Genomic DNA, 16539 nt, shown 5'->3' with positions numbered 1-16539 from the left:
TGCTACCTTTTTGAACACGCACAAAAAGTATAAAATAGAACAAAGAGGAGACGCTTATGAAACATTTTGGTATAAAATTAATGCTCGTTGTGATGACCCTCGGATTTTGTGTCGTCTATGGTATGATAACGGTCAATCATGGGACCGGCAAAATGAAAGAAATAAAAGTACCCGAAAATCAGCGTGCAATAAGCCTAACGATTCCAACGTCTCTACCAACATCGACTCACAATGTAAATGGTGAGTCAGCCCTAGAACGAATGAAACAATTGGAGAAAAAAGGAAAAAGCGAATCAAACCCTATAAGTGATCATCTTTCAAATAGCATTTCAACTGTTGCAAAGAAAGGAATGAACGTGGCAAGCAGTACGGTTAACTTAATTTCACAGCTATTTTTGTAAGCTCCCAAATGAAAAGGGAGCTTTTTCATTTCGAATTTGTTATTGTAAAGCAGAAAAGCATGCTCATATAAAACGATAAACATCAATCAGTGTGGGTTTTTCGACACGCAGGATGTGCTGGTGCAGGCGTTGCGACAGGACGTCGCGTTTTTAGCCTGCGTCATCCCCCACTAATTGTAAACCTGAACCAATTGGGCTTTTACGGGCAGTTATCCCACCTAGGAATGCTCGTTTACACTCATTACCCTGTAGTGGGGGTCCTTACTAGCCTTAAATGTGGAAAAAAAACGGTGAGATAATTTTTTGCATTTGTAGGAAGTTTTCTTAATTTACAATTGACTTTAGATAGCTCAATATATTGAAACGAATCATGACCCTTGATATAATCGACTATGTATTGTGTTTTGCATACCAGTAGGAGTGATATAGATGTCAGAGAATACAAATAACCGCCAATCTAGAATTAGAAACTTTTCAATTATTGCGCATATTGATCATGGGAAATCTACCTTGGCTGATCGCATTTTAGAAACGACAAGTGCCCTAACAAAAAGGGAAATGAAAGCACAAATGCTGGATGCAATGGATCTTGAAAGAGAACGTGGTATTACGATAAAATTAAATGCTGTTCAATTGAATTATAAAGCTAAAGATGGAGAAACGTATATTTTTCATTTGATTGATACACCGGGTCATGTCGATTTTACATATGAAGTGTCTCGAAGTTTAGCTGCCTGTGAAGGCGCTCTTCTGATTGTTGACGCTGCACAAGGTATTGAAGCGCAGACGCTAGCCAATGTATATCTCGCTCTTGAAAATGATTTGGAAATTATTCCAGTTATAAATAAGATTGACTTACCAAATGCTGAACCTGAACGAGTGAGACAAGAAATCGAGGATGTTATTGGTCTTGATGCATCAGACAGTGTCTTAGCATCGGCAAAAGCAGGGATTGGCATTAATGATATATTGGAACAAATTGTTGAAAAGGTTCCATCTCCCCAAGGGGACCCAAACGCGCCTTTAAAGGCCCTTATTTTTGATTCAATGTATGATCCGTATCGCGGTGTTGTTGCTTATATTCGCATTGTTGAAGGAACCGTTAGGGTCGGAGATAAAATTAAGATGATGGCCACAAATAAAACCTTTGAAGTTATAGAACTTGGCGTATCGACTCCGAAAATAGTGATGAAAGATGAACTTTCAGTAGGTGATGTAGGTTTTCTAACTGCGTCAATCAAAAATGTAAAAGACGTTCATGTTGGTGACACAATTACAAATGCAATAAAACCAGCAGCAGAACAGCTACCTGGATATCGAAAAATGAACCCGATGGTGTACTGTGGGTTATATCCTATCGATTCTAGCAAATATAATGATTTACGTGAGGCATTGGAGCGGTTAGAATTAAACGACTCAGCCCTTCAATATGAGCCAGAAACGTCTGAAGCGCTAGGATTTGGGTTTAGATGTGGTTTTCTTGGCTTACTGCACATGGAAATCATTCAAGAACGTATTGAGCGTGAATTTAACATCGATTTAATCACCACAGCGCCGAGTGTTATTTATCAAATTGAAACGGTAGATGGAGAGTCTCTTCGCGTCGACAATCCTTCAAAAATGCCAGAAAAAAAAGAGATAGAATCAATTGAAGAACCTTATGTTAAAGCCACGATCATGACTCCTAATGACTATGTAGGACAAGTAATGGAGCTCTGCCAAGGAAAACGTGGTGACTTTATTGATATGGTTTATTTAAGTGAAAATCGGGTTAACATCATTTATCATTTGCCATTGTCAGAAATCGTATATGATTTCTTCGACCAATTGAAGTCAAGCACAAAGGGGTATGCTTCGCTCGATTACGAATTTTTAGGTAACAGACCATCAAAATTAGTTAAAATGGATATCTTGTTAAACGGTGAAAAAATCGATGCTTTATCGCTTATTGTTCACCAAGATTTTGCTTATGAGCGAGGAAAAGCGATTGTTGAAAAATTGAAAGAGCTTATCCCAAGACAACAATTTGAGGTTCCGATCCAAGCGGCTATTGGACAAAAAATAATAGCGAGATCTACTATTAAAGCTTTAAGAAAAAATGTCCTTGCAAAATGTTATGGTGGCGACATTTCAAGGAAAAGAAAGTTGCTTGAAAAGCAAAAAGAAGGTAAAAAAAGAATGAAAACAGTTGGTCGAGTTGAGGTTCCTCAAGAAGCCTTTATGGCCGTTCTTCGTATTAATGAGGATTAATTGGTATATTAGAAATGATATAGACGATCAAAAAGATCCCGACGGTGAATGTTACCGCCGGGTATCTTTAATAGAGTGGAGAGCCAGTTATGTTTTGTAATAGCGTGGCTTATAGAGAAGGAGTTTGCATGATTAAAGGCGCTTATATTCATATACCATTTTGTGAACACATTTGTTATTATTGCGATTTTAATAAAGTTTTTATAAAAAATCAGCCCGTCGATGATTATTTAGATGCTCTTGAAAAGGAAATAGCCCAGTCTGGGAGTCACCCAAATCTTAAAACAATTTATATCGGTGGCGGGACTCCGACAGCATTAGATACTCAACAATTTAATCGCTTGTTAAATATAGTGAAAAAATACTTGTTAAATGAAAGTATTATAGAATATACAATCGAAGCAAACCCTGAGAACATAACACCGGAAAAACTATATTTGATGAAAGAAAGCGGAGTCACAAGATTAAGTATTGGTGTTCAAACCTTTCAGGATGAGATACTAGAAAGTATAGGACGGTTACATCATCCTGATGACGCTGCAAAAGCAGTTGGAGAGGCAAAAAAGGCTGGATTTGAAAACATTTCGATTGACCTCATGTTTGGTTTACCCAATCAAACTGAGGATATGCTTATAGCGTCGATTCAGGAAGCTCTTAAATTACAAACGGAACACATTTCGATTTATTCTCTTCAAATTGAACCTAAGACCATTTTTTTTAACCGAATGAAAAAAGGGAAGTTAACGTTGCCTGGCCAAGAGTTGGAAGCTAAAATGTTTGAAACATTGATACGAACGCTTGAAGAAAAAGGCTTTAATCATTATGAAATTAGCAACTTCGCAAAACCAGGATTTGAAAGTAGGCATAACTCTCTATATTGGCAGAATGAACCCTATTATGGATTTGGTGCAGGTTCTCATGGATATATTTATGGTCAGCGGGTGGTAAATAGCGGACCTATCAATAAATATATACAACGCGTAAATAATCGCGGTCATGCGTGTACAGCGACGCATCAAGTATCCATTACTGAAGCCATTGAAGAAGAAATGTTTCTTGGTTTAAGAATGAAACAAGGTGTTAATAAACGGCACTTTTATGAAAAATTTGGTCGTCCATTGAATAGTCTTTATAATAGAACGATTAAGGATTTGAAGCAAAAAGGCCTTCTTTATGAAGATGAAGATAGATTGGCTTTGACCCATGAAGGGCTATTTTTAGGTAATGATGTATTTAGTTCATTTTTATTAGGTTAAACCGTTTGACAAACGGTTCAATAATTGATAAATTTTATTGTAGAATTAGCACTCGTTAACTAGGAGTGCTAACAGGGGTGATAAAGATGTTAACAGAACGTCAGTTGTTTTTGTTGCAAGTTCTTGTTGATGACTATATACTCTCTGCTGAACCAATTGGTTCCAGATCGATTTCTAAGCGTGGCGATATCCATTTAAGTCCAGCTACGATACGTAATGAATTAGCTGATCTGGAGGAGATGGGATTTCTAGAAAAGACCCATTTATCTTCTGGGCGGATTCCGTCTGAGAAAGGTTACCGTTTCTATGTCGATCATCTTTTATCGCCCATTCTACTTTCCGATGATGAAATGAGAAATATTAGGAAAGCCTATACTGAACGATATTATGAAGCTGAGAAATTGATTGAAACGACAGCTCAAATTTTATCAGATTTTACTAGCTGTACGGCTATTGTTCTTGGTCCGGAACTCCTTGATACGAAGTTAAAGCATATCCAAATGATTCGTCTATCGGATAATCGTGCGGTGTTAATCATTGTCACCGATACTGGACATGTTGAAAATCGTGCTGTCGTACTTCCAGATGAGGTTAATGGATCAGAAATCGAACGAATGGTTAACATTTTAAATGAACGCTTAATTGGAGTACCGTTGTATCAGTTGAAAGTTCGTCTGCAACAAGAAATTCATGTTGTATTAAATGAACACATCCAACATTATGAACGCATGATGGTAGAAATTGAACATGCGCTGACATTAAATGTACCAGATCAAATTTATTATGGTGGAAAAAATAATATTTTATCGCAACCCGAATTTCGTGATATTAATAAAGTGATCCCACTTCTCAACGTTCTAGAGAAAAAAGACATCATCCATGGATTATTAAGATCGCCCAAATCGGGTATTCAAATTAAGATTGGTAAAGAAAATAAACTCGTAGCTATTGAAGATTGCAGTGTTATTACGACGACCTATTCAGTTGATTCTGAGCACGTTGGTACAGTAGCCGTCATTGGACCGAAACGTATGGCTTATCCAAGAGTGGTTACGTTGCTCGATATTATTTCAAAGAGCTTAACTAATAATTTGAATTCAAATTATTAGGTCTGTTAATTTCAAAACTAGAATTTGTCTGTATCCTTATAGGAGGTGAACACATGGCTAACCAAAATAATGCAGAAGACATCAAAGAAGAAATCATTGAAGAAGTAACAAATGAGGAAACTAACGCTGCCGAAGAGGAGCCAGTAGAAATTGTTGAAGAAGATGCAGAGACTCTCCAAGCAAAATTAGCTGAACAACAAGTACAGATAGAAAACTTAGCCAAAGAGAAAGAAGAGTTAAATAGTCGATTCTTGAGAGCTCAGGCTGACTTTGAAAACTTCAAACGTCGATCAAATGAAGAAAAAATACAAGCTAGGAAATTTCGTTCACAAGATCTCGTTACAGAGGTATTACCGGTTATTGATAATTTCCAACGTGCCTTATCTGTAAAGGTCGAATCAGCCGACGCAGAAAACCTTAAGCAAGGCATGGAAATGGTTTTACGCCAACTTCAAGAAGCATTAAAAAAAGAAGGTGTTGAAGAGATTGAAGCGGCAAATCAACCGTTTGATCCCAACTTACACCAAGCTGTGATGCAAGTAGAAAGCAGCGAACACGAGTCAAATATTATTGTTGAAGTACTCCAAGCAGGTTATACGTTGAATGGTCGAGTTGTTCGACCTGCAATGGTTAAGGTAAGTTCTTAATTTTATATTTTATAGAGCGTGTTCAAAAGGGTGACAAATTAGAAGCAAGAAGATCAAGGCGGCGCTGTTTTGAGGACCAGAATGTAGGTATTTACTACATGAGGACCGGAAAAAAAGCGGGCGCCGAGATTCGTAGCTTATCATTTGGTGACTTTTTGAACAACCTCTTATAGGGTATTAAAGTTTAACGACTAATGGCTATGACGCAAAGTCCTATCGCGGTGCCAGCCCTACTACATATTTGGCACTGTACTTAAGAATACTCGAAGATACGGTATTTTATAAAAATGAAGTAAGCAGTATCATAGGATTTCGGCAGTTCATAGATGATCAGAATAAGGATATAGGAGGAAAACTTATCATGGGAAAAATTATTGGTATTGACTTAGGAACCACAAATTCATGTGTAGCAGTTATGGAAGGCGGCGAATCTACCGTCATTCCAAATCCAGAAGGAAATCGTACGACTCCGTCTGTCGTTGCGTTTAAAAACGGTGAACGCCAAGTCGGTGAGGTAGCAAAACGTCAAGCGGTAACCAATCCTAATACTATCATTTCAATCAAAAGACACATGGGTACCGATTACAAAGTTGAGGTTGAAGGCAAAAAATACACGCCTCAAGAAATTTCAGCTATAATCTTACAAAAATTAAAAGCTGACGCAGAAGCTTATCTTGGCGACACTGTAGATCAAGCGGTTATCACTGTACCAGCTTACTTTAACGATGCTCAAAGGCAAGCTACGAAAGACGCAGGTAAGATTGCGGGTCTTGATGTTCTTCGTATTATCAACGAACCTACTGCTGCCGCTCTTGCTTATGGACTAGAAAAAGGTGAAGATCAAACAATCCTTGTTTTTGACCTTGGTGGTGGTACATTTGACGTATCAGTACTCGAACTTGGCGATGGCATCTTTGAAGTTAAATCTACAGCTGGAGATAACCATTTAGGTGGAGATGACTTTGACCAAGCTATCATCGATTATCTTGTTCAAGAATTCAAAAAAGAAAATGGATTAGATCTTTCAAATGATAAAATGGCTCTTCAACGTTTGAAAGATGCTGCTGAAAAAGCGAAAAAAGATCTCTCTGGTGTGACACAAACACAAATTTCGTTGCCATTTATTTCAGCTGACGCAACGGGTCCAAAACACCTTGAAGTCACTTTAACACGTGCTAAATTTGATGAATTAACAAGTGATCTTGTGGAAAGAACGATGGGTCCTGTTCGTCAAGCTTTATCTGATGCAGATCTTACTTCAAGTGAAATCGATAAAGTTATCCTCGTTGGTGGATCAACTCGTATTCCAGCCGTACAAGAAGCGATTAAAAACTTAACTGGTAAAGAACCACATAAAGGCGTAAACCCTGATGAAGTTGTTGCTCTTGGTGCTGCTATCCAAGGCGGAGTGCTTGCTGGTGATGTAAAAGACGTCGTTCTTCTAGATGTAACACCGCTTTCTCTTGGTATTGAAACAATGGGTGGCGTGTTCACACGATTGATTGATCGTAATACGACGATTCCGACAAGTAAATCTCAAATTTTCTCAACAGCGGCAGATAATCAAACGGCTGTAGATATCCACGTCCTCCAAGGTGAACGTGAAATGGCAGCAGATAATAAAACGTTGGGTCGCTTCCAACTTACGGATATTCCACCAGCTCCACGCGGCATTCCACAAATCGAAGTATCATTTGAAATTGATGCTAACGGTATCGTGAATGTTAAAGCTGTCGATAAAGGCACAAACAAAGAACAATCCATTACCATTAAATCTTCTTCAGGTTTAAGTGATGAAGAAATTGAAAAAATGGTTAAAGATGCTGAAGAGAACGCAGAAGCAGATAAAGCACGTCGCGAAGAAGTGGATCTTCGTAATGAAGCTGATCAACTTATCTTCACTACAGAAAAAACAATCAAAGATCTCGGCGATAAAGTTAACGAATCTGAAAAAGCAAAAGCAGAAGAAGCAAAAGATAAATTGAAAAAAGCCCTTGAAGCTTCTGACATCGAAGCGATTAAATCAGCAAAAGATGAACTCCAAGAAGTTGTTCAACAACTTTCTGTAAAATTATATGAACAAGCAGCAAAAGACGCTCAGGCTGCACAAGGTCAGGGCGATGCGGCAACAAACAAAGCAGATGACGTTGTTGACGCTGAATATGAAGAAGTAAAGGACGATAAAGAGGGTAAATAAGCAATTAAAAAGGTCTCTTAAGTCAAAAAGAAGATGTAGAACGATGGGAAAAGTCAAAGTCAGGCAGATATTCTTGGCTTTGGCTTTTTCTTGCTTAAATGAAGTCATTGATGTTATGATTTAATTTATGTGAAAGCTATTTCGGGAGTGATTTGATGAGTAAACGGGATTATTATGACGTTCTTGGCGTAGATAAAAACGCTGGAAAAGATGAGATAAAAAAAGCTTATCGAAAACTAGCTCGAAAATACCATCCAGACGTAAATAAAGATAAAGATGCACCAGAAAAATTTAAGGAAGTCAAAGAAGCCTATGAAACATTAAGTAATCCACAGAAAAAAGCCCATTATGATCAATTTGGACATACGGATCCAAATCAAGGCTTTGGTGGTCAAGGCTTTGGCGGCTCAGACTTTGGTGGATTTGGTGATATTTTCGATATGTTTTTCGGTGGTGGAGGAGGTCGAACGCGCGATCCAAACGCACCTCAGCAAGGTTCAGATCTTCAATATACCATGACTCTTGAATTTGAAGAAGCAGCTTTTGGTAAAGAAACGGATATCGAAGTGCCAAAAGAAGAAGAGTGTAAAACATGTCACGGTTCTGGAGCCAAACCAGGTACAAAACCAGAAACATGTTCTCACTGTCATGGTTCAGGGCAATTAAATGTTGAACAAACCACACCATTTGGCCGAGTTGTAAATCGAAGAGTATGTAACTATTGTCATGGAACAGGTAAAATCATCAAAAATAAATGTCATACATGCGGCGGCACGGGTAAAGTGAAAAAAAGACGTAAAATACATGTAACGATCCCAGAAGGTATTGATGATGGTCAACAAATTCGTCTATCAGGTCAGGGAGAGCCAGGGGTTAATGGCGGCCCTGCAGGGGACTTATATGTTGTATTCCGCGTAAAAGCACATAAATTCTTTGAGCGGGACGGGGACGACATTCATTGCGAGATTCCACTTAACTTCGCACAAGTGACACTTGGGGATGAAATTGAAGTTCCTACACTTCGTGGAAAGGTCAAACTGAAAATTCCTGCTGGAACACAAACCGGCACGCATTTTAGATTAAAAGGGAAAGGAATTAAGAATGTTAGAGGGTATGGTCAAGGGGATCAACATGTGACAGTAAAAGTTGTCACACCTAAAAACCTTTCTGATGAAGAACGAGACCTTTATAAAAAGTTAGCTGATTTAAGTGGAAAACCATTAGACGATGCAAACAACGATACTTTCTTTTCAAAAGTAAAACGTGCATTTAAAGCAGAATAGAATATGGGGGATGTCATGAAGTGGTCAGAAATTTGCATTCATACAACACAGGAAGCTGTTGAAGCCATTACTAATATCCTTCATGAAGCTGGATCAAGCGGAGTGGTGATTGAAGATCCGCTTGATTTAGTAAAAGATTGGCCGCAAGAGTTTTCAGAGGTGTATGATCTTAATCCGTCCGATTATCCTGAAGAAGGCGTTAATATAAAGGCCTATCTGCCTGTCAACAGCTTTTTAGGGGAAACGGTTGAGGAAATAAAACAATCGATTAACAACTTGTTTGTCTATGATATTGATCTAGGTGACAACACAATCACGATCAGTGAAGTGAATGAAGAAGAGTGGGCAACAGCTTGGAAAAAATATTACAAACCTGTGAGGTTAACTGATCACATTACGGTAACACCAACATGGGAAGAGTACCAGCCACAATTTGAAGGGGAGAAGATTATAGAATTAGACCCTGGTATGGCCTTTGGCACGGGAACTCATCCGACGACGGTTCTTTGTATTCAAGCCTTAGAGAAGCACATGAAGGATTCCGATCATGTCTTGGATGTTGGTACGGGGACTGGTGTACTGTCAATCGCGGCGGCAAAACTTGGTGCAGAGTCTGTTCTTGCCGTTGATCTGGATGAAGTGGCGGTTAAATCAGCTAAAATTAATGTTAAATTAAATCATGTCCAAGACAAGGTATCGGTAAAACAAAATAATTTAGCAGATGGAATAGATAGACAATATGATATTATCGTTGCTAATCTTTTGGCTGAGATTGTTATACGTTTAGCCAAAGATGCCTATGATAAGTTAACAGATGGTGGCATTCTCATTTCATCAGGAATTATTAAGCAAAAAGAACTCGAAGTTAGACAATGTTTAGAAAAAGTTGGCTTTACACTCATTGAAGTCATCGAGCAAGAAGATTGGGTCGCTATGATTGCCAAAAAAGGTGAAGACTAATGCAACAATATTTCATCCCGACTGAACAATTTACAGAGACACATGTTACTGTAATGGGTGAAGATGCCAGACATATGCAAAAAGTGATGCGTATGGAAATTGGTGATTTATGCCAATGTGCAGATAGAAAAGGTCATGTATTCAATTGTATGGTAGAATCATTTGAGGGGCAAAATGTTATTCTAAAACTCGTTGAGAAAAAGAGTAACAATGCTGAATTACCTGTTCGAATCACCATTGCACAAGGTATTCCAAAGGGTGATAAATTTGATACAATCGTACAAAAGGGAACAGAATGTGGGGCATATGCGTTTGTTCCTTTTTCAGCTGAGCGCTCGATTGCCAAATGGACATCATCCAAATGGGATAAAAAGAAAACACGATTTGAAAAAATCGCAAAAGAAGCAGCTGAACAGTCTCATCGGGATATCGTGCCACATATATGTGAGCCAATGGATTTAAAAGAATTGATTTCCTATGGTCAAAAATTCTCTAACAAACTCATTGCTTATGAAGAAACGGCTAAGTTAGGCGAGCAACAAGGTTTGCCAACCTTGTTAAAGTCAATGTCGCCTAGTGATGAGGACAAGTTATTAATCGTGATTGGTCCTGAAGGCGGGTTGTCTAACGCCGAAGTTCAGCAGTTCAAACAGGCAGGTTTTATTTGCTGTGGTTTAGGTAAACGAATATTAAGAACTGAGACAGCACCTATTTATTTCTTATCGTGTGTTTCTTATCATTTTGAATTATTATATGAGGTGAACAAATAAATGCCATCTGTTGCATTCCATACTTTAGGTTGTAAAGTTAATCACTATGAAACTGAAGCAATTTGGCAGCTTTTTGAAAAGAATGGTTATGAAAGAAAAGATTTTGAATCGACTGCAGATGTCTACGTTATTAATACATGCACAGTAACAAATACTGGTGATAAAAAAAGTAGACAAGTGATCAGGCGCGCTATACGAAAAAACCCAACGGCCGTTATTTGTGTAACAGGTTGTTATGCACAAACATCACCAGCTGAGGTTATGGCCATACCTGGTGTTGATATCGTCGTCGGCACACAAGACAGAGAGAAAATGATCGGATACATCGAACAGTATCAAATGGAAAGAGAACCTATTAATGGTGTTAGTGACATTATGAAAGCTAGAGTCTATGAAGAGCTTGAAGTTCCCTCTTTCACAGATCGAACACGTGCATCTCTGAAAATTCAAGAGGGATGTAACAATTTTTGTACATTTTGTATTATTCCGTGGGCCAGAGGTTTATTAAGATCTCGTAAACCAGAATCTGTCATTGAACAAGCTCAAAAACTCGTTGATGCTGGCTATAAAGAGATTGTTTTAACGGGTATTCACACAGCGGGATATGGCGAAGATATGAAAGATTATAATTTTGCAGCACTTCTTCGTGATTTAGAAGCCAAAGTAAAAGGACTCAAACGCATCCGTATCTCTTCTATTGAAGCAAGTCAAATTACGGATGAAGTGATCGAAGTCATCGATAAGTCCAAAGTGATTGCAAGACATCTTCATATTCCATTGCAATCTGGATCTGATTCTATTTTGAAACGAATGAGAAGAAAATATACAACGGCCTTTTTTGCGGAAAAAATTGAACGTTTGCGGAAAGCACTACCTGATTTTGCTTTAACATCAGATGTCATTGTTGGATTTCCTGGTGAGACCGATGAAGAATTCGAGGAAACGTATGCCTTTATTCGCGACCTTAGATTTTCCGAACTACATGTTTTTCCATATTCAAAACGTACAGGAACACCTGCGGCTAGAATGGAAAACCAAGTTCCTGATGAAATTAAACATGCCCGTGTTACACGTCTCATTTCATTATCGAATCAGCTTTCTAAAGAATATGCTTCTAGATATGAGAACGAAGTATTAGAGGTTATCCCTGAAGAGCCGTTTAATAAGGACTCGAATACTGGTGAATATGTCGGTTACACGGACAATTACTTAAAAGTAAAATTCCCGGCTTCACCTGAATTAGAGGGGAAATTAGTTAGAGTTAAAATTACTCAAGCGGGTTATCCATACAATCAAGGACAATTTGTTCGAGTCATGGATGATGAACCACTTGAAGAAGCAAAAGCAATAGCTCAGAGGTAAATGAAGTATAAAAGGGGAATCTCTCGGAGATTCCCTTATCTATGCACTTTAAGAAAATATAAGTATAAGTGCGGGCTTAGGCCTCTGTCTTGCGCCTTTATAAAAAAATTCCATGAGAAGAGGGAGTAACATGACAAATTTAGCCCATCTTATTGACCATACGGCACTCAAACCAGAAACGACATCAGATCAAATTCAAAAGTTATGTCACGAAGCGAAGGAACATCACTTTGCATCAGTTTGCGTTAACCCAGTTTGGGTAAGTAAAGCTTCGTCATTACTTAAAGAAACAGATGTAAAAGTTTGTACGGTTATTGGATTCCCTTTAGGTGCTTCTATCTCAAAAGTCAAAGCATTCGAAACAACTTGTGCGATTGAAGATGGAGCAACTGAGGTAGATATGGTCATAAACATTGGCGCTATGAAAGATGGACAAGATGACCTTGTAAAAAAGGACATTCAAGCAGTTGTTCAAGCAGCTAATGATAAAGCTCTTGTCAAAGTTATTTTAGAGACGTGTCTATTAACGAAGGAAGAAATAAAAAGAGCAAGCAAACTTGCTATGGATGCAGGGGCAGACTTTGTCAAAACATCAACGGGGTTTTCTAGCGGTGGAGCAACGATTGAAGATGTTCGATTAATGCGCGAAGTTGTTGGAGAATCAAAAGGTGTCAAAGCTTCAGGTGGAATTCGAGATAAAGAAACGGCCGAAGCAATGGTATCTGCTGGAGCTTCTCGAATTGGCGCAAGTAGTAGTGTTCATATTGTTAAGTGATGAGGATAAAACAAAGATCTGAGTGGATGGACTCAGATCTTTGTTTTTGAGGTTAGATTAAGCGATTGGCATAACGATAAGATGAGGCAACGATTATTCGATGACGTGCTTCGGTTTCTGTTTGTTTTCGACCCATCTACCATAGACATTAGCAAAAGGTAGTGCGAGGAGGGCTGTAATTAAATTAAACAAAACACCGCTATGAGCAAGTTGAAATTCGGTTGAATGACTTAATTTCATCGTGATATCAGCAAGTAAATCAATAAAGGGATAAAATAGAATCACACCAAGCACATTAAAAAGAAAATGTGTATAAGCCGTCCATTTTGCTTCCCAAGGATTGCCTAGACTAGCGATATATGCCGTGACACACGTTCCTATATTAGCCCCAAATGTAACAGCAATAGCCGATCCTATCGATAAGGCACCATGATTAAGAAAGGCCATGGTAATTAATGTCGTAGCGGAACTAGATTGTAATACAGCGGAAAGAAGTGTTCCTGTTAAGATGGCAATGACGTAGTTTTGATCTGATAACATTAAGATATGCTGAACAGAAGATAATTTAAAAAGAGGTTCAGCCATCTGGTTAAAGCCGTGCATTGAAGTGAATAGACATCCGATGCCAAATAAACATGCCCCAATGGCAAAACATTTCTTTATTGGATGGACCATTAAGAGTAAGCCTAAGACAAGAAAGATATATTGAATATATCCTACGTGGAATGAAGCAATTTCAATTGTTGCTGTTGTCCCAATATTCGCGCCTAAAATAATCCCTACTGTATTTGGGAATCGAAGTAATCCAGAAGTCGTTAAACCGATAGCAATAACTGTCACAGCTGAACTACTTTGTAACATCATGGTTGCAATGGCTCCAATAATTAATCCGTTAATCGGCTGCTTCGTTAATTTCTCTATAATTTCTTCAATGAATTTTCCCGCTAAATGGCGAAAACCTACTTTCATCATTGTCATTCCAAATAAAAAGATGCAAAGGTAAGCTAAAAAAGTTAGGATAATGAAGGTCAAAAACGTCACCTCTAATTCCTTAGAATAGAATATCTCCATGACTTGTACTCATTCGGTTTGTTTTATTCTATTAAGTGAAGAAGCAAAACATGACAATTTAATAGATTTAATAAAGATTATTAAAAACTAACTACATCCTCTTAGAAAATGGGTTGATTCACTGAGTTAAAATGAACTAAGAGTAATCATTCAAGCGCCTGCTTTTTAAAGTAAGGTGAACTTATCTCATAATAAAATAGAGGGCTTATTCATTTTTCTAGTAAATGAGGTTCTTTTAGGCTTTTAGGTCCTCTGAAATTGTTAATTTAGATTAAAAACTAAGAATGATAGATTTTTTTGAATCAAATTTTGAGTAGACTCGGAATTGAATAACCATTTAGTTTACAAAAGATGCGGAATCATATATAATGACAAAAGACATATTATTATGTCTCTCTTAAAGCTGTTGCGTTTTGGAGGGAGGGAAACATAGATGGTCGAAACAAAAGTACGCAAAAATGAATCAATCGAAGACGCTCTAAGACGTTTTAAACGTTCAGTTTCTAAATCAGGTACATTAGCTGAAGTTAAGAAACGTAAACATTATGAAAAACCAAGCGTGCGTCGCAAGAAAAAATCTGAAGCGGCACGTAAAAAACGTAAGTTCTAAAAAAGGGGTGTTCCGATGAGCCTTTTGGATCGTCTGAACCAGGATTTAAAGCAAGCGATGAGGGATCGTGACAAAGTCAAGCTTTCTGTTATTCGTATGATCAAGACTTCTATCACTAATGAGTCGATCAAACACGGTAAAGAACTTTCGGATGACGATGTATTGACAGTGCTATCCCGTGAACTCAAACAGAGGAAAGACTCCCTCCAAGAGTTTGAAAATGCAGGCCGCCAAGACTTAATTGAAGGTGTACAGAAGGAAATTGAGGTTGTTAATTTATATATGCCTGAACAATTGTCGAAAGACGATCTTCAGTCAATCATAGATGAAACCATTTCTGAAGTAGGTGCTGTGTCTAAATCCGATATGGGTAAAGTCATGAGTGCTCTTATGCCTAAAGTCAAAGGTAAAGCAGACGGTAAACTAGTCAGTAGCCTTGTTCAGAGTAGATTATAATAATAGAATTGCTTCGTGTAAAATGAGCCTTGAATACAAGGCTCATTTTTTCATCATATTACGTCACGCATCTCACATCACCCCAGGTATTTCATGATCTTAAAAGTATTAATTTAATATTTTCTAATAAAATACATAACCTGCATATTTTACATATTAAGGTATCAATCGATTGATTACCCTTTTTACCTTGAAACCTTTTCAAAGTTATTGACGTATAGAAGAAGGAAGAACTTAGCACTCTCGACAGATAATTACGAGGAGGGAATATCATGGACGCAAGTGCAATAGGCATATTAATTGTAGCGGCTATCATTATTATCATCTTAGCGATTTTATTTACATTTGTACCGGTAACACTTTGGATATCAGCACTTTCATCTGGCGTAAGAATTGGGATCTTTACACTGATAGGGATGAGACTGCGACGGGTTGTTCCGAGACGTGTCATTAACCCATTGATAAAAGCTGTTAAAGCAGGTCTTAATTTAAATACAAATCAACTTGAAAGCCATTACCTAGCTGGAGGGAATGTAGATCGTGTGGTTAATGCCCTTATTGCTGCCCACAGGGCAAATATTGAATTAACGTTTGAAAGGGCAGCTGCGATTGATTTAGCTGGACGTGATGTATTAGAAGCTGTTCAAATGAGTGTAAATCCAAAGGTCATTGAATCGCCTTATATAGCTGGAGTTGCTATGAATGGGATAGAGGTAAAGGCAAAGGCTAGGATCACCGTTAGGGCTAATATCGATAGGCTTGTTGGTGGTGCTGGAGAAAATACCATTGTGGCTCGTGTTGGTGAAGGAATCGTTTCAACCATAGGTTCATCGGAGGACCATAAAGTGGTTTTAGAAAATCCAGAACTCATTTCACAAACGGTCCTAAAAAAGGGTCTCGATGCAGGTACAGCCTTTGAAATCCTTTCTATCGATATAGCCGACGTTGATATTGGTGATAACATTGGTGCCAATCTTCAAACAGAGCAAGCCGAGGCTGATAAAAATATAGCGCAGGCAAAGGCGGAGGAAAGAAGAGCTATGGCGGTAGCTAGGGAACAAGAAATGCGAGCAAAGGTTGAAGAAATGAGGGCAAAAGTAGTTGAGTCCGAAGCTGAAGTGCCGATTGCCATGGCACAGGCACTCAGAGAAGGAAAAATGGGTGTCTTAGATTATATGAACTATAATAATATTAAAGCCGATACAGATATGAGAAATTCAGTTGGTAAAGCCAATTTAGAAAGTTCCGATGAAAAAAATGAATAAAATGTTCTCATTGAATGAACCATGTGAAACTCACAATCAGTGGTTATTTTTCAAACCACTGTTAGTTCATTGATTCATTCGAACTTTTAAAGACATATTCTCCACCTATTTATGCAATTTCAGGTAT

15 protein-coding genes are annotated in these 16539 nt (G+C 38.1%); 14 read left to right on the top strand and 1 reads right to left on the bottom strand.

All coding sequences use genetic code 11. The annotated features are described in order from the left end of the window. The first annotated feature begins 56 nt into the window (after positions 1 to 56). The 11 genes from FG390_RS05155 to deoC all read left to right on the top strand — a co-directional run bounded on the left by FG390_RS05155 (position 57) and on the right by deoC (position 13010). Positions 57 to 401, top strand: a complete 345-nt coding sequence (locus FG390_RS05155) for a DUF3679 domain-containing protein (RefSeq protein ID WP_141189974.1) — start codon at positions 57 to 59, stop codon at positions 399 to 401. Positions 402 to 830: 429 nt separating this feature from the next. Beyond that, positions 831 to 2651 carry a translation elongation factor 4 gene (gene lepA, locus FG390_RS05150; protein ID WP_141189973.1) on the top strand — a complete coding sequence of 607 codons (1821 nt, stop codon included), beginning with the start codon at positions 831 to 833 and terminating at the stop codon, positions 2649 to 2651. A gap of 131 nt (positions 2652 to 2782) precedes the next feature. Further along, a complete protein-coding gene (gene hemW, locus FG390_RS05145; protein ID WP_141190208.1) occupies positions 2783 to 3907 on the top strand; it encodes a radical SAM family heme chaperone HemW in 1125 nt (374 codons plus the stop codon). Between the two features lie 86 nt (positions 3908 to 3993). Next, positions 3994 to 5016, top strand: a complete 1023-nt coding sequence (gene hrcA / locus FG390_RS05140; RefSeq protein WP_141189972.1) for a heat-inducible transcriptional repressor HrcA — start codon at positions 3994 to 3996, stop codon at positions 5014 to 5016. 53 nt (positions 5017 to 5069) lie between these two features. Next, positions 5070 to 5663: a nucleotide exchange factor GrpE gene (grpE, locus tag FG390_RS05135; RefSeq protein ID WP_141189971.1), complete on the top strand. Its 594-nt coding sequence runs from the start codon at positions 5070 to 5072 to the stop codon at positions 5661 to 5663. 361 nt (positions 5664 to 6024) lie between these two features. After that, positions 6025 to 7860, top strand: coding sequence for a molecular chaperone DnaK (gene dnaK, locus FG390_RS05130; RefSeq protein ID WP_141189970.1), 1836 nt, complete (start codon positions 6025 to 6027; stop codon positions 7858 to 7860). Between the two features lie 155 nt (positions 7861 to 8015). Then, entirely contained in the window at positions 8016 to 9143 is a 1128-nt protein-coding gene (dnaJ, locus tag FG390_RS05125) for a molecular chaperone DnaJ (protein ID WP_141189969.1), read from the top strand. Between the two features lie 15 nt (positions 9144 to 9158). After that, positions 9159 to 10103, top strand: a complete 945-nt coding sequence (gene prmA / locus FG390_RS05120; RefSeq protein WP_141189968.1) for a 50S ribosomal protein L11 methyltransferase — start codon at positions 9159 to 9161, stop codon at positions 10101 to 10103. Beyond that, the gene (locus FG390_RS05115) at positions 10103 to 10873 is read left to right on the top strand and encodes a 16S rRNA (uracil(1498)-N(3))-methyltransferase (RefSeq protein WP_141189967.1); all 771 of its coding nucleotides are present in this window, start codon (positions 10103 to 10105) and stop codon (positions 10871 to 10873) included. The genes prmA and FG390_RS05115 overlap by 1 nt, the downstream gene beginning before the upstream one ends. Beyond that, a complete protein-coding gene (gene mtaB / locus FG390_RS05110) occupies positions 10874 to 12235 on the top strand; it encodes a tRNA (N(6)-L-threonylcarbamoyladenosine(37)-C(2))-methylthiotransferase MtaB (RefSeq protein WP_141189966.1) in 1362 nt (453 codons plus the stop codon). It begins immediately after the preceding gene. A 130-nt stretch (positions 12236 to 12365) separates the two neighbouring features. After that, positions 12366 to 13010: a deoxyribose-phosphate aldolase gene (deoC, locus tag FG390_RS05105; RefSeq protein ID WP_141189965.1), complete on the top strand. Its 645-nt coding sequence runs from the start codon at positions 12366 to 12368 to the stop codon at positions 13008 to 13010. Positions 13011 to 13103: 93 nt separating this feature from the next. Here the strand turns inward: deoC and FG390_RS05100 are convergent, their stop codons facing one another. Beyond that, the gene (locus FG390_RS05100; protein ID WP_246092775.1) at positions 13104 to 14081 is read right to left on the bottom strand and encodes a Na/Pi symporter; all 978 of its coding nucleotides are present in this window, start codon (positions 14079 to 14081) and stop codon (positions 13104 to 13106) included. 433 nt (positions 14082 to 14514) lie between these two features. Here FG390_RS05100 and rpsU point away from each other — a divergent pair, with 433 nt between their 5' ends. From rpsU to floA, 3 genes are all read left to right on the top strand, one after another. Beyond that, positions 14515 to 14691, top strand: coding sequence for a 30S ribosomal protein S21 (gene rpsU / locus FG390_RS05095; RefSeq protein ID WP_132742901.1), 177 nt, complete (start codon positions 14515 to 14517; stop codon positions 14689 to 14691). 15 nt (positions 14692 to 14706) lie between these two features. Further along, positions 14707 to 15147: a GatB/YqeY domain-containing protein gene (locus tag FG390_RS05090; protein WP_141189964.1), complete on the top strand. Its 441-nt coding sequence runs from the start codon at positions 14707 to 14709 to the stop codon at positions 15145 to 15147. Between the two features lie 272 nt (positions 15148 to 15419). Further along, positions 15420 to 16412 carry a flotillin-like protein FloA gene (floA, locus tag FG390_RS05085; RefSeq protein WP_141189963.1) on the top strand — a complete coding sequence of 331 codons (993 nt, stop codon included), beginning with the start codon at positions 15420 to 15422 and terminating at the stop codon, positions 16410 to 16412. Positions 16413 to 16539 lie beyond the last annotated feature (127 nt).

It is taken from the genome of Terrilactibacillus laevilacticus (assembly GCF_006517395.1).
In the GTDB taxonomy this organism is placed as follows: Bacteria; Bacillota; Bacilli; order Bacillales; family Sporolactobacillaceae; genus Terrilactibacillus; species Terrilactibacillus laevilacticus.
Note: the sequence above shows the minus strand (reverse complement) of the source record. Positions and strands in the feature narration are given on the sequence as shown.

What these genes read in the sequence shown, in the direction of transcription:
- FG390_RS05155 (WP_141189974.1), top strand. Translation starts at nt 57, where the DNA reads ATGAAACATTTTGGTATAAAATTAATGCTCGTTGTGATGACCCTCGGA.
- lepA (WP_141189973.1), top strand. Translation starts at nt 831, where the DNA reads ATGTCAGAGAATACAAATAACCGCCAATCTAGAATTAGAAACTTTTCA.
- hrcA (WP_141189972.1), top strand. Translation starts at nt 3,994, where the DNA reads ATGTTAACAGAACGTCAGTTGTTTTTGTTGCAAGTTCTTGTTGATGAC.
- grpE (WP_141189971.1), top strand. Translation starts at nt 5,070, where the DNA reads ATGGCTAACCAAAATAATGCAGAAGACATCAAAGAAGAAATCATTGAA.
- dnaK (WP_141189970.1), top strand. Translation starts at nt 6,025, where the DNA reads ATGGGAAAAATTATTGGTATTGACTTAGGAACCACAAATTCATGTGTA.
- dnaJ (WP_141189969.1), top strand. Translation starts at nt 8,016, where the DNA reads ATGAGTAAACGGGATTATTATGACGTTCTTGGCGTAGATAAAAACGCT.
- prmA (WP_141189968.1), top strand. Translation starts at nt 9,159, where the DNA reads ATGAAGTGGTCAGAAATTTGCATTCATACAACACAGGAAGCTGTTGAA.
- FG390_RS05115 (WP_141189967.1), top strand. Translation starts at nt 10,103, where the DNA reads ATGCAACAATATTTCATCCCGACTGAACAATTTACAGAGACACATGTT.
- mtaB (WP_141189966.1), top strand. Translation starts at nt 10,874, where the DNA reads ATGCCATCTGTTGCATTCCATACTTTAGGTTGTAAAGTTAATCACTAT.
- deoC (WP_141189965.1), top strand. Translation starts at nt 12,366, where the DNA reads ATGACAAATTTAGCCCATCTTATTGACCATACGGCACTCAAACCAGAA.
- FG390_RS05100 (WP_246092775.1), bottom strand. Translation starts at nt 14,081, where the DNA reads ATGGAGATATTCTATTCTAAGGAATTAGAGGTGACGTTTTTGACCTTC.
- rpsU (WP_132742901.1), top strand. Translation starts at nt 14,515, where the DNA reads ATGGTCGAAACAAAAGTACGCAAAAATGAATCAATCGAAGACGCTCTA.
- FG390_RS05090 (WP_141189964.1), top strand. Translation starts at nt 14,707, where the DNA reads ATGAGCCTTTTGGATCGTCTGAACCAGGATTTAAAGCAAGCGATGAGG.
- floA (WP_141189963.1), top strand. Translation starts at nt 15,420, where the DNA reads ATGGACGCAAGTGCAATAGGCATATTAATTGTAGCGGCTATCATTATT.